Raw genomic sequence first — 12940 nt, forward strand, 5'->3', positions numbered from 1 at the left:
AAATACAGTCAATATGACATTATGCATTGTCAAAAAGACAGTGAGGTAAGCATGAGTTTTTCGCTGAATGTGCTGGCAGGTATCGCCATTGAATTGCAAAGCGGCATTGGGCACGCGGACCGTTTCCAGCGGCTGATCACCACTCTGCGCCAGGTGCTGGAGTGCGATGCGTCGGCGTTGCTGCGCTACGAGGCGCGGCAGTTTATTCCGCTGGCCATCGACGGGCTGGCGCAGGATGTGCTGGGGCGGCGCTTTACCCTGGAAGGCCACCCGCGACTCGAAGCGATTGCCCGCGCGGGCGATGTGGTGCGTTTTCCCGCCGACAGTTCGCTGCCCGATCCTTACGATGGCCTGATCCCCGGCCAGGAGAGCCTGAAAGTGCATGCCTGCGTCGGGTTGCCGCTGTTTGCCGGGCAGAACCTGATTGGCGCGCTGACCCTTGATGGCATGTCGCCGGATCAGTTCGATACCTTCAGCGATGAAGAGTTGCGGCTGATTGCCGCGCTGGCGGCAGGCGCGCTGAACAATGCGCTGCTGATTGAGCAACTGGAGAGCCAGAATATGCTGCCCGGAGCGCCCGCGGCCTTTGAGCAGGTGGCACGTAGCGAAATGATCGGCCTGTCGGCGGGCATGACACAGTTGAAAAAAGAGATTGATATTGTCGCGCCGTCCGATCTTAACGTGCTGATAAGCGGCGAGACCGGCACCGGCAAAGAGTTGGTGGCGAAGGCTCTCCACGAAGGTTCGCCGCGCGCGGTCAATCCGCTGGTCTATCTCAACTGTGCCGCACTGCCGGAAAGCGTCGCCGAAAGCGAACTATTCGGCCATGTGAAAGGGGCGTTTACCGGGGCTATCAGCAACCGTAGCGGAAAATTTGAGATGGCGGATAACGGCACGCTGTTTCTCGATGAGATTGGCGAACTTTCCTTGTCGCTCCAGGCGAAACTGCTGCGTGTGTTGCAGTACGGCGATATTCAGCGCGTGGGCGATGACCGCAGCCTGCGTGTGGATGTGCGCGTACTTGCGGCGACGAACCGCGACCTGCGCGAAGAGGTGCTGGCCGGGCGTTTTCGCGCCGATCTTTACCATCGCCTGAGTGTGTTTCCGCTGACGGTGCCGCCGCTGCGTGAGCGGGGTGAAGATGTGGTGCTGCTGGCAGGTTATTTCTGTGAACAGTGCCGTTTGCGTCTGGGGTTGGGCCGCGTGGCGTTAAGCCCCGGTGCGCGGGCGCATCTGCTGAGCTACGGTTGGCCGGGAAATGTGCGCGAGCTGGAACATGCCATTCATCGCGCGGTGGTGCTGGCGCGCGGCACGCGAAACCATGACGATGTGGTGCTGGAAGCGCGTCATTTTGCCTTGAGCGATGAACCCGCGGCGGTTTCGCCGTTGGTCACGCTGCCGGGCGCAGAGCAAAATTTGCGTGATGCGACAGAGGACTTTCAGCGGGCGTTTATTTCCCGCTCGCTGCAAGAGCACGGCGGAAAATGGGCGCCCTGCGCCAGAGCGCTGGAAATGGACGTCGCCAACCTGCACCGGCTGGCGAAACGCTTGGGGTTGAAGGATTAAAGGATACCGGCCTGGTAAAAGTCTTGCAGGTTGATGGCGCCAACCAGTTGCCCCTCGTCATTGACCACCGGCGCGGCGGCGATTTTGCGCTGCATCAAACGTTCTTTGGCGTCGACCGCGCGGCTGTTGGCTTCCAGTGTGATGCCGGCTGGCGTCATCGCCTCGCTCACCCTCGCCGTTAACGCACCGCCCGCCACCAGCCAGCGGCGCAAATCACCGTCGGTAAACACGCCTTTGACGTGGCGTTCGTTGTCGCACACCGCCACCAGACCTAAACCGGTGCGGCTCAGTTCCAGCATCGCGTCCATCACATTGGTGGTCAATTGCACCTGCGGCACCTGTTCATCTTTGCGCATCAAGTGGAACACTTTATTCAGCAGCCGTGCGCCAAGCGCGCCCGCCGGGTGCGAACGGGCAAAATCTTCTTCATCAAAACCGCGTGCCTGCATAACCGCCATCGCCAGCGCATCGCCCATCATCAGCGTGTTGACGGTGCTGGAGGTCGGCGCCAGATACATCGGGCAGGCTTCGCGTTCGACCGCGATATCCAGCACCGCGTGAGCAGCCAGCGCCAGCGGCGAGCGGGGTTTCCCGGTCATCGCCAGCAGCACGATGGATTTCTCTTCAAGGCGCGGCAGGATCAGGTCCAGCTCTTTTGCCGACCCGGAATAGGAGATAAAGAGCATCACATCGCGGCTTTCGATCATGCCGAGATCGCCGTGCAGCGCTTCCGCCGGGTGAACAAAAAAGGCTGGCGTGCCGGTGCTGGCGAAGGTGGCGGCGATCTTCTTGCCGATATGACCGGATTTGCCGATGCCGGAGACGATCACTTTCCCTTTGCAGTTCAGCACTGTTTCTGCGGCGCGAACAAAGGCCTCGCCGAGGCGTTCCGGCAGGCGGCTTGCTTCCTGCAATTCCAGCAGCAGGGTTTGTCGCCCGGCGTTAATTAATGACTCACTCATGATGTTCTCCGGCAATGATCACTTCGACCCCTTTTTCTTCCAGCGCAGCGCGGACATCCGCCGGGATCCCCGCGTCGGTGATTAATTTATTGATACTTTCCAGGCTACAAACGACGTTCGGGCTTTTGCGGCCAAATTTCGACGAGTCTGCCATCAGGATCACTTCCCGCGCGGCGTTGCACATCGCTTTACTGACCGTAAAGACCTCATTGAAAGTTGTGACGCCGGCATTCAGATCGATGCCGTCGGTGCCCATAAACAGCTTGTCAAAGCTGAAATGGTCGAAGGCGTTTTCCGCCAGTTGACCGTGGAAGGAGGCGGATTTTTTACGGAAGGTGCCGCCGGGCATCAGAATAGTTTGTTCGTTATCCAGTTCCGACAAAGCGTTGACGATATGCAGGCTGTTGGTCATCACCGTGATGTTGTTGAAGTGGCTAAGCAACGGCACCATTTGCAGCACCGTACTGCCCGCATCGAGGATAATGGAATCGCCGTCGTGGATGTAACTGACCGCCGCTTCGGCAATCAATCCTTTCTGTACGGTGTTGATCAGCGTTTTGTGATCGATCGGCGGGTCGGCCTCATCTTTGTTGAGCACCACGCCGCCATAGGTGCGGATCACCGCGCCGGACTGCTCCAGCGCAACCAAATCTTTACGTATGGTCGTGCCTGTGGTGTCGAAATAGTGTGCCAGCTCTTCAACAGAACACTTTCCCTGCTTTTGCAGATGCTCAAGAATTGCCGCCTGACGCTGACGTGGTTTCATAGGCGAAGTTATCCTGCGTTACGTTGCAAAATGATAATTTCGCAAGCTAATAGCGTTCACAACGAAATTATCCATGTTTCATTTTAAGCGCCAATGATAGAGCATTCTGACAACCCGGATCATGGGGAAAGATCACATCAGGCTCTAATTCCTCTCTTTTTATCCCTATTAAGTGGTCGATTTTTGCCGGACGGGCAAAGACCGTGATGCCGCGCATCAGTAATGTGTCGCTGACGCGGTCTTGTTGATCGAATGCCACCGCCAGCACAACGCGCGGTTTGAAACGCCCACCGGAACGCCCGACGCCGACGCGACCGCGCTGGCACAGCGCATCGAACGCTTTGTTGAACCGGCGGATTTGCCAGCCGCCGAGGGCAAGCTGGCTGAGCCAGGCGATAACGGCGAGGGTTATCAGGGATGGAACCATCGGTGTCTCCTTGATGTTGGTTAACTTGCCGGATGGCGGCTGGCGCCTTATCCGGCCTACGAGTACAGCGCTGTTTTAGCGACCTGGCGTAGGCCTGATAAGCGAAGCGCCATCAGGCAATTGATGCCATCAGAACATCACCTGACCGCCGGTGACATTGATCGACTGGCCGGTGCAATAGGAGGCTTTGGCGCTGGCGTAAAACATCAGCACATTCAGCACATCCTGGTAATCACAGCCGCGTTTGAGCGGCACTTTATCAATGTAATATTGCTCCACTTCGTCTGCTGGTAGGCCAAGCTTGCTGGCGTACTGCGGAATAAGAGACTGGAACATTGGGGATTTCAACAGGTTGCCGAGCATCAGCGAGTGAACGGTAATACCGTATTCCGCCAGATCCAGCGCCAGCGATTGGGTCAGCCCAACGCCGCCGAATTTCGCCGCGCTATAGCCGGAATTGTGTTTGCTGCCCACTTTGCCGGATTTGGAGTTGATCTGAATAATGCGCCCCTGAATGCCGTCGCGAATCATCAGTTTGGAGAACTCGCGCGCGCAGAGGAAATAACCCACCAGATTCACCTGCAACGAGCGGTCAAAATCGCCGAGCGCAAAGTCGCTGATAAACGCCGCTTTGGCGATCCCGGCGCTGTACACCAGTAAATCCGCGCGGCCAAAAATCTCATCGACCCCGCGCGCCAGCGCCAGCACGCTGTGCTCACTGGTGGCATCGGCACCGAAGCCGTATGCCATTCCTTCACCGAACTCGCTATTGATCTCCTGCGCGACATTGGCCGCTTTATCACTCTGAATATCCACTACCGCCACGCGGTAACCTTCTGCGGCAAGCCCACGGCTAAGGAACGCCCCAAGGGTTTGTCCTCCACCAATGACAACGGCAACCTGTTTCATACTCTTCTCCTTACGACTTAAGCGATAAATTTCAAAATGCAGCCGGGGGCGATACCGTCCGGCACCGGGCCTGCGACGTGAACCGTTCCCGGATATTCCGCCTGCGTTTGCCCGTCGAAACGCAGGGTGATATGACCCAACTCGCGCAAATTCTGTTCGGCAACGTCGCCGACGGCGGTCACTGGGTAGTGCTTCTCGCCTAGCTCAAATTGCGCGCCCGGCAACAGCGCACCGTTCAGTGCGCCGTGGTTATGAATAAAACAGAACTCGGCGACATCGGCTGGCGCGCCTTCACGAAAAGTAATCAGCATGTTGTCGCTGAGCGCGTCCGGGGCGCTTTCACCGATACGGGTAATGGTGGTTTGATAAATCACAGTCATAAGACACCCCCTTATTGATAAATGAAGCCGGAGACAAACCAGGCGATCAGCACCGTTGGCGCACCGGTTAAGAAGCGGCTGACCAGCACCGAAGGCACGCCGACGCGCACTGTCTCCTGGCGGGCTTCCGCCAGCGACAGGCCAACAGGAATAAAGTCGCAGGCCGCCTGAGCGTTAATAGCAAACAGCGCGGGCAGGGCCAGGTGCGGGGGAATATGCCCCTGGCCGATTTGTACGCCAATCAGCACGCCAATCACCTGCGCGATAACCGCGCCAGGGCCGAGAAACGGCGACAGAAGGGGGAAAGAGCAGATCAGTGCCAGCGTCACCAGCCCAAGCGGATGGCTGGCAAGCGGCGCAAGACCGTGGGCGATCCAATCGCCAAGACCGGAGGCCATGATGATGCCGATCAGCGCCGAGACGAAGGCCATAAAAGGCAGGATGGTTTTCAATACCGTGTCGATAGTGTCACGCCCGGCCTGGAACAGCACTGCCACCGCCGAGCCCATCCCCATGCCGACTTTCGCCAGCAGCCCGTCGCTCTGTTCGGTAATTTTTTTACTGGTGTCGTAATCTCGCTGCTGCGGCTGTTCCGCCTGGGCAGCTTCGCCCTGGCGGTAGATATTTTCCTCTTTAACACCCGAGACATAGATATCTTCGACGATGTACTGCGCCAGCGGCCCGGATTTACCCGTCGCGTGAATGTTCACCGTGGGAATGCGGCGTTTCGGGTAGATGCCGCAGCGCAGCGTGCCGCCACAGTCAATAATTGCCACACCGATCTCCGCTTCTGGCGGCTCGCCCTCTTTGAAGCCGTCCACCGCCTGCCAGCCGGTCAGTTGCGCCAGTTTGTCGACAATGGTCGGGCGGGTTCCGGCGGTGATATAGACGATTTTTTTCTCAACGCTGGCGTCGAGTTCCAGCGGGCCGCCCCAGCCGCCGGTGCCTTTTTCAATAACGATACGGCTCATGATGTTGCTCCGGCGAGTTGAACACTCTGTGCAAGTTGAATCCCCATTTTCTTCTCGAAGATCGCGGTGGTCAGGTCGGTTATCCAGCCGCGGAAGAAGTTGGTCACCAGACCGACCAGCAGATAGCTCACCGCCAGCGGGCCGAGGGGTAGACCAAGCGTCGTCAGGCCATTGGCAATGCCGAGGTAGACGAACAGCTCGCCGGGATTAATGTGCGGAAACAGGCCGTTCATGGAGTGGCAACTGTATGACGCCGCTGCGTAGTAACTGGGTTTGTACTTCTCTGGCATAAAGCGCCCGAGGCTCAGCGTCATCGGGTTACAAAATACAAAAGTGCCGATGCATGGCAGCAGCAAATAACGGGCAATCGGGTTGCCCGCACAGCGCTGGGCAAATTTTTCGATCCGGTGTTGGCCAATAAAATTAATCAGCGCATTCATGATGACCAGCAGGCTTATCAGCAGCGGCAGAATACCGGTCACCATGCCGGTAAAGACTTCGCCGCCTTTCTGAAACAGCCCGATGAACCACTCGGCACCATGCGTAATGGTTTCCATTGTTCTCTCCTGTAGGGGTGTCGTTTTGTTGTTTAACCGTGCGCTATCATAATCATTATGAAAGGTCTAAATGTGTTATTTGGATCTCATTATGAAAGATAAAATGATCACTTTGAAAGATTTTGCGAGGGCGTACGAATTCAAATGAGCGATAAATGAAACGAAGAAAAGTGAAGTGCGAGTGAGTACGCAGGTGTTGCAGCGCTTCCTTGTCGATAGCCAGATGCTTTACCATACTTGCTCCTGGCTGAATTCGTTTAAATGGATGTCCCATGTTGAAGCGTTGTTACGCAGCGTTGCTGCCTGCGTTTGTTGTGCTCTGTTCCTGTAGCAGTAAACCCCCGCTTGCTGAAGCCCCGCAGACCGTGTCGCCCGCGCCGTCCGGCGGTTTTCTCCTGGAGCCACAGCACAATGTGGTGATGAGCGGTGGCGACTTCGCCAATAACCCGGCGGCGGAGCGGTTTATTGACGCGATGGTGAGCAAGCACGGCTTTGATCGTCAGCAACTGCATGAAATTCTCTCGCAGGCCAAACGTCTGGATTACGTGCTGCGCCTGATGGATAGACAGGCACCGACAACCACGGGGCCGACTGGGCCAAACGGCGCCTGGCTGCGTTATCGCAAACAGTTCATCACGCCAGATAACGTGCAAAACGGTGTGGCGTTCTGGAACCAATATCAGGATGCCCTTGACCGTGCCTGGATGGTGTACGGCGTACCGCCAGAAATTATTGTCGGCATTATCGGTGTGGAAACCCGTTGGGGCCGCGTGATGGGTAAAACCCGCATTCTCGATGGGCTGGCGACGCTGGCCTTTGCTTACCCGCGCCGTGCGGACTATTTCGCCAGCGAGCTGGAAACCTTCTTGCTGATGGCGCGTGATGAGAGTGACGATCCGCTCGAACTGAAAGGTTCTTTCGCCGGTGCGATGGGGTACGGTCAATTTATGCCGTCGTCCTATAAGCAATATGCGGTAGATTTCAACGGCGACGGGCACATCAATCTGTGGGACCCGGTTGATGCGATTGGCAGCGTGGCGAATTACTTCAAACAGCATGGCTGGGTGAAAGGCGACCTGGTTGCTGTGCCAGCTAACGGCCAGGCACCGGGCCTGGAAAACGGTTTTAAAACCAACTACAGCGTTGGACAGCTGGCGGCCGCGGGCTTAACACCGCAGCAGCCGCTGGGCGATCATCAGCAGGCGAGCTTGCTGCGCCTTGATGTCGGCACCGGTTATGAATACTGGTATGGCTTGCCGAACTTCTACACCATCACCCGTTACAACCACAGCACGCACTACGCAATGGCGGTCTGGCAGCTTGGCCAGGCGGTTTCGCTGGCGCGCATCAACATTCAATAATGCTTTCCCCTCCTGCGGGAGGGGACTGAAACATTTCGACGTACTCCCGTTACGTATTCCCGTTTACATCATTATCACTACCATTTATTGTTACGTTATAACATATGGAGTGAGTGAATGATTCCGCTAACACTGTTTTCCCTTTCTGGCATCACCCGCCTGTTATTGGCTGTGGGGCTATTGCTGGTGCTTTGGCTACTGACTGGCTGGGCGGTCGCGCTGCCATGATTGAACTTGACCATTTAGTGGCGGGCTATGGCCGACTGGCAATCACGCCTGCGCTGTGCGGCACGCTGGAACGCGGCAGCATGACGGCGATTGTCGGCGCGAACGGCTGCGGAAAATCGACACTGTTAAAAACGCTGGCAGGATTTTTACTGCCGGTCAGCGGCGTGCTGCACTGGCAACCGGCGCGACCCACAATCGGTTGGCTGGCGCAACGCCATGCGCTGGAATCGCAATTCCCGGTGACGGTACAAGAAGTGGTGAGCATGGGCTGCTGGCCGCGCGTTTCATTGTTTCGCGGCCTGAATCGCGACGCCCGCAAACGCGTGGCGCAAGGGCTGGAGCGCGTCGGGTTGACGGCTATGGCGCGTGAGACGATCGACACTCTTTCTGGCGGGCAATTTCAGCGCATGTTGTTCGCCCGTGTCTGGGTGCAAAACGCGCCACTGGTCATGCTCGACGAACCTTTTACCGGCATTGACGAAATCACGTCGCAAATCTTGATGGAGCAAATTGTCGATATGCACCGCGCGGGGCAAACCCTGCTGGCGGTGCTCCACGACAGCGAACGGGTAACGCGCTATTTCCCACAAACCCTGCGCCTTGGCGAAAATGTGGCGCATTGGGGCGCGACGGAGCAACAGGTAAGGGAGAAGTGTCACGCATGATCTGGCATCTCTTTTTCCAGCCGTTTATCGAATTTGGTTTTATGCGGCGTGCGCTGGTGGTGTGCCTCGCGCTCTCTATCAGCACCACGGCATTAGGCGTCTTTTTGCTGCTGCGGCGCATGAGCCTGATGGGCGATGCTTTGTCACACGCCATTCTGCCCGGCGTGGCGGTGGGTTACCTGCTGAGCGGCATGTCGCTGCTGGCGATGAGCATCGGCGGGTTTATTGCCGGGATAAGCGTCGCGCTGGTGGCGGGATGGGTAAGCCGTCGCACACCGCTCAAAGAAGACGCCAGCTTTGCCGGTTTCTATCTTGGTTCGCTGGCGCTCGGCGTCACGCTGGTGTCGTTGCGTGGCTCCAGTGTTGACCTGCTGCATCTTTTGTTTGGCTCGATTCTGGCCGTGGATCGCGAAGCTGCGCTGTTTGTTGCCGGTGTCGCCAGTTTGACGCTGATTGTGCTGGCGTTGTGCTATCGCGGGTTAGTTAGCGAAGCCTTCGACAGCGCGTTTTTACAGGTTAATGCCCCGCGCTTGCCTGGCTTGCTGCACGGGCTGTTTCTGGCACTGCTGGTGCTCAACCTGGTGGCCGGGTTCCAGGTGCTCGGCACATTGATGGCGGTGGGTGTAATGATGCTGCCTGCCGTGGCAGCGCGCTGCTGGGCGCGAACATTACCGGGTTTATTGCTGTTAGCGGCTGGTATTGGCGCGCTGTGCGCCTGGCTGGGGCTGAGCCTGTCGTGGATGGCGGGTTTGCCTGCCGGTCCGGCGATTGTGCTGACCGCCAGCCTGATCTTCTTTTTTTCCATTTTTTTCGGCACGCGTAGCGGACTGGCACACAGCCTGCGCGCACTTTTCAATTAGCAAGGGGAAATGATGAAACGTACAGGGGTGATTCTGGCGCTCGCGCTGGGTTTGGTGGCGCACGGCGCGATGGCAAAAACAATTAATGTGGTCGCCAGTTTTTCGATTGTGGGGGATATCGCAACTCAGGTCGGCGGCGATCATGTCAAGGTCACCACGCTGGTGGGGCCGGATGGCGACCCGCATACTTTCGAGCCGTCGGCGAAAGACAGCGCGTTGCTTAACAAAGCCGATGTGGTGGTGGTTAATGGCCTGGGGCTGGAAGGTTGGCTGGACAGGCTGGTGAAAGCGTCCGGTTTTAAAGGCCAGATAGTGGTGGCTTCCAACGGTGTGGCAACGCATACGCTGGAAGAAGACGGTGCGACGGTGACCGACCCGCACGCCTGGAACAGCGCTGCCAACGGTGCGTTATATGCGCAAAACATTCTCACTGCGCTGGTGAAAGCCGATCCGGCGGACGACGCGGCGCTGAATGCGTCTGGCCAGCGTTATATTGCGCAGCTAAAACAGCTTGATAGCTGGGCAAAAGAGCGCTTTAGCGCGGTTCCTCAGGCAAAACGTAAAGTGCTGACCAGCCACGATGCGTTTGGCTATTTCGCCCGTGCGTATGGCGTCGAATTTATGGCTCCGCAAGGGCTCTCTTCAGAGAGCGAAGCCAGCGCGGCGCAGGTGGCTGAGCTGATTAAGCAAATTAAAGCTGACGGCGTGAAAGTGTGGTTTATAGAAAACCAGCTGGACCCACGACTGGTCAAACAGATTGCCAGCGCCACCGGCGCACAGCCGGGCGGTGAGCTTTACCCGGAAGCACTGAGCGCGAAAGGCGGCGTGGCGGATACTTACCAGAAAGCGTTTCGTCATAATGTGGATACCATTGTTAACAGCATGAAGTAATTTCGCTATTTATTGCCGGATGTGCATGACGCCATCCGGCGAAAATCGAATTTTTCTGAAGCCTCCTCGTAAATCCGTTATCCCATCCCCCTATTTGCCCGGAAAGTGGTATCTTTTCCGCCACGGTTTTTGGACGCGGGGGAGCCATCATGACGGACAGTGAATTAATGCAACTAAGTGAACGCATCGGGCTGGCGCTGAAAGCGCGGGGTGCGACGCTGACGACAGCTGAATCCTGCACAGGCGGCTGGGTTGCCAAAGTGATCACCGATATTGCGGGCAGTTCCGCCTGGTTCGAACGCGGGTTTGTTACCTACAGTAATGAAGCAAAAGCGCAGATGATTGGTGTCCAGACGGCAACGCTCGACGCGCATGGCGCAGTGAGCGAACCGGTGGTCGTGGAAATGGCGATTGGCGCATTGAAAGCGGCGCGCGCCGACTATGCCATTTCGATCAGCGGCATCGCCGGGCCGGATGGTGGCAGTGAAAGCAAACCGGTTGGCACCGTCTGGTTCGGCATTGCCAGCGCCAGTGGGGAAGGGATCACACGGCGTGAATGCTTCCAGGGCGACCGCGAAGCGGTGCGCAGACAGGCAACGGCTTATGCGCTACAAACCCTGTGGCAACATTTTCTACAAAATACTTGATACTGTATGACCATACAGTATAATCGCGGCAACAGAACAGTTATTCACCACGGGGCGTAATGCGCTTCACTCTGCATGACAGGAGTAATCATGGCTATCGACGAAAACAAACAAAAGGCGCTTGCAGCTGCACTGGGTCAGATCGAAAAGCAATTCGGTAAAGGCTCCATCATGCGTCTGGGTGAAGACCGCTCCATGGATGTGGAAACCATTTCTACCGGCTCACTCTCTCTGGACATCGCGCTGGGCGCGGGCGGTCTGCCAATGGGCCGTATCGTCGAAATCTACGGACCTGAATCTTCCGGTAAAACCACGCTGACTCTGCAAGTCATTGCTGCTGCGCAGCGCGAAGGTAAAACCTGTGCGTTTATCGATGCGGAACATGCGCTGGACCCTGTTTATGCGCGTAAGTTGGGTGTTGATATCGACAACCTGCTGTGTTCCCAGCCGGACACCGGTGAGCAGGCGCTGGAAATCTGTGATGCGCTGGCGCGTTCCGGCGCGGTTGACGTGCTGGTTGTCGACTCCGTTGCGGCACTGACGCCGAAAGCAGAAATCGAAGGCGAAATCGGCGACTCTCACATGGGCCTCGCGGCGCGTATGATGAGCCAGGCGATGCGTAAATTGGCCGGTAACCTGAAACAGTCCAACACGCTGCTTATCTTCATCAACCAGATCCGTATGAAAATCGGTGTGATGTTCGGTAACCCGGAAACCACCACCGGTGGTAACGCGCTGAAATTCTACGCTTCGGTACGTCTGGATATCCGCCGTATCGGCGCGGTGAAAGAGGGTGATAACGTGGTCGGCAGCGAAACCCGCGTGAAAGTGGTGAAAAACAAAATCGCGGCGCCGTTCAAACAGGCTGAATTCCAGATTCTCTACGGTGAAGGCATCAACTTCCACGGCGAGCTGGTCGATCTTGGCGTGAAAGAGAAGCTGATCGAAAAAGCTGGTGCCTGGTATAGCTACAACGGCGACAAAATCGGCCAGGGTAAAGCGAATGCCACGTCCTGGCTGAAAGAGAACCCGGCGGCAGCGAAAGAAATCGAGAAAAAACTGCGCGAAATCCTGCTCAGCAACCAGAATTCCGCAGCGGAATTTACGGTTGATGGCAATGGCGCGGACGTTGAAGAAACCAACGAAGATTTCTGATAACGTAAACCGTAATCAAGGGCTGCTGATGCAGCCCTTTTTGTTTTTCTATGGCCACAGGATTTGCCATGTCCGATAACACTTCTCGCCGTTCTGCGGTTGCCCGCTTACGCGATCGAGCAATGCGTATCCTGGCGATGCGCGACCACAGCGAAAAAGAGTTTCGTCGTAAGCTGACCGCGCCGGTCATGAGTAAAAACGGCCTGGAGGAGATTGACGTCACGCCGGAAGAGATCGATCAGGTAGTGGAATGGTGCCTGGAGCATAACTTTCTCGACGATGCACGTTTTGTCCGCCAGTTTATCGCCAGCCGCGCGCGCAAAGGCTATGGCCCAGCTCGTATCCGCCAGGAGCTGAATCAAAAAGGTATTGGCCGTGACATCAGCGAAAGTGCGATGCGCGAATGCGATATCGACTGGGTTGCGAATGCCCGTGAACAGGCGCTACGGAAGTATGGTGAACCGCTACCGACTGAGTTTGCAGCGAAAGTCAAAGTGCAGCGCTTTTTGCTCTATCGCGGCTTTATGCAGGAAGATATTCAGGAAATATGGCGGAATTTTGTAGACTGAGCGCATACGGGATTTTACTTCGCACT

The 12940-nt window shown here is 56.8% G+C and carries 15 protein-coding genes; 8 read left to right on the forward strand and 7 right to left on the reverse strand.

The window, feature by feature from the left end; translation table 11 throughout:
• Positions 1-51 precede the first annotated feature (51 nt).
• Positions 52-1566 carry a nitric oxide reductase transcriptional regulator NorR gene (norR, locus tag AAEY27_RS05110; RefSeq protein WP_342323831.1) on the forward strand — a complete coding sequence of 505 codons (1515 nt, stop codon included), beginning with the start codon at positions 52-54 and terminating at the stop codon, positions 1564-1566.
• Here norR and gutQ read toward each other — a convergent pair.
• The 7 genes from gutQ to srlA form a co-directional block, all read right to left on the reverse strand.
• A complete protein-coding gene (gene gutQ / locus AAEY27_RS05115) occupies positions 1563-2528 on the reverse strand; it encodes an arabinose-5-phosphate isomerase GutQ (protein ID WP_342323832.1) in 966 nt (321 codons plus the stop codon). The genes norR and gutQ overlap by 4 nt on opposite strands.
• A complete protein-coding gene (gene srlR / locus AAEY27_RS05120; RefSeq protein WP_342323833.1) occupies positions 2521-3294 on the reverse strand; it encodes a glucitol operon DNA-binding transcriptional repressor SrlR in 774 nt (257 codons plus the stop codon). Before srlR ends, gutQ begins: the two co-directional genes overlap by 8 nt.
• Positions 3295-3361: 67 nt before the next feature.
• On the reverse strand, positions 3362-3721 hold the full coding sequence (gutM, locus tag AAEY27_RS05125) for a transcriptional regulator GutM (protein ID WP_342323834.1): 360 nt from the start codon (positions 3719-3721) through the stop codon (positions 3362-3364).
• 129 nt (positions 3722-3850) lie between these two features.
• Complete coding sequence (srlD, locus tag AAEY27_RS05130) at positions 3851-4630, reverse strand: sorbitol-6-phosphate dehydrogenase (RefSeq protein WP_342323835.1); 780 nt, start codon at positions 4628-4630, stop codon at positions 3851-3853.
• A 17-nt stretch (positions 4631-4647) separates the two neighbouring features.
• A complete protein-coding gene (gene srlB, locus AAEY27_RS05135; RefSeq protein WP_342323836.1) occupies positions 4648-5010 on the reverse strand; it encodes a PTS glucitol/sorbitol transporter subunit IIA in 363 nt (120 codons plus the stop codon).
• An 11-nt stretch (positions 5011-5021) separates the two neighbouring features.
• Complete coding sequence (srlE, locus tag AAEY27_RS05140; RefSeq protein ID WP_342323837.1) at positions 5022-5981, reverse strand: PTS glucitol/sorbitol transporter subunit IIB; 960 nt, start codon at positions 5979-5981, stop codon at positions 5022-5024.
• Positions 5978-6538 (reverse strand): PTS glucitol/sorbitol transporter subunit IIC, encoded by a 561-nt coding sequence (gene srlA, locus AAEY27_RS05145; RefSeq protein ID WP_342323838.1) that lies wholly within the window; start codon positions 6536-6538, stop codon positions 5978-5980. The genes srlE and srlA overlap by 4 nt, the downstream gene beginning before the upstream one ends.
• 272 nt (positions 6539-6810) lie before the next feature.
• Here srlA and mltB point away from each other — a divergent pair, with 272 nt between their 5' ends.
• The 7 genes from mltB to recX all read left to right on the forward strand — a co-directional run bounded on the left by mltB (position 6811) and on the right by recX (position 12914).
• A complete protein-coding gene (gene mltB / locus AAEY27_RS05150) occupies positions 6811-7899 on the forward strand; it encodes a lytic murein transglycosylase B (protein ID WP_342323839.1) in 1089 nt (362 codons plus the stop codon).
• 224 nt (positions 7900-8123) lie between these two features.
• Positions 8124-8792, forward strand: coding sequence for a metal ABC transporter ATP-binding protein (locus tag AAEY27_RS05155; protein ID WP_342323840.1), 669 nt, complete (start codon positions 8124-8126; stop codon positions 8790-8792).
• A complete protein-coding gene (locus AAEY27_RS05160; protein ID WP_342323841.1) occupies positions 8789-9652 on the forward strand; it encodes a metal ABC transporter permease in 864 nt (287 codons plus the stop codon). The genes AAEY27_RS05155 and AAEY27_RS05160 overlap by 4 nt, the downstream gene beginning before the upstream one ends.
• Positions 9653-9664: 12 nt before the next feature.
• On the forward strand, positions 9665-10543 hold the full coding sequence (locus AAEY27_RS05165) for a metal ABC transporter substrate-binding protein (protein ID WP_342325467.1): 879 nt from the start codon (positions 9665-9667) through the stop codon (positions 10541-10543).
• Positions 10544-10692: 149 nt separating this feature from the next.
• On the forward strand, positions 10693-11190 hold the full coding sequence (gene pncC, locus AAEY27_RS05170) for a nicotinamide-nucleotide amidase (RefSeq protein ID WP_342323842.1): 498 nt from the start codon (positions 10693-10695) through the stop codon (positions 11188-11190).
• A gap of 90 nt (positions 11191-11280) precedes the next feature.
• The gene (gene recA, locus AAEY27_RS05175; RefSeq protein WP_342323843.1) at positions 11281-12345 is read left to right on the forward strand and encodes a recombinase RecA; all 1065 of its coding nucleotides are present in this window, start codon (positions 11281-11283) and stop codon (positions 12343-12345) included.
• Between the two features lie 68 nt (positions 12346-12413).
• Positions 12414-12914, forward strand: coding sequence for a recombination regulator RecX (gene recX, locus AAEY27_RS05180; protein WP_342323844.1), 501 nt, complete (start codon positions 12414-12416; stop codon positions 12912-12914).
• Positions 12915-12940 lie beyond the last annotated feature (26 nt).

Origin of the sequence: Kosakonia sp. BYX6 (assembly GCF_038449125.1) — a bacterium.
Lineage (GTDB): Bacteria > Pseudomonadota > Gammaproteobacteria > Enterobacterales > Enterobacteriaceae > Kosakonia > Kosakonia calanthes.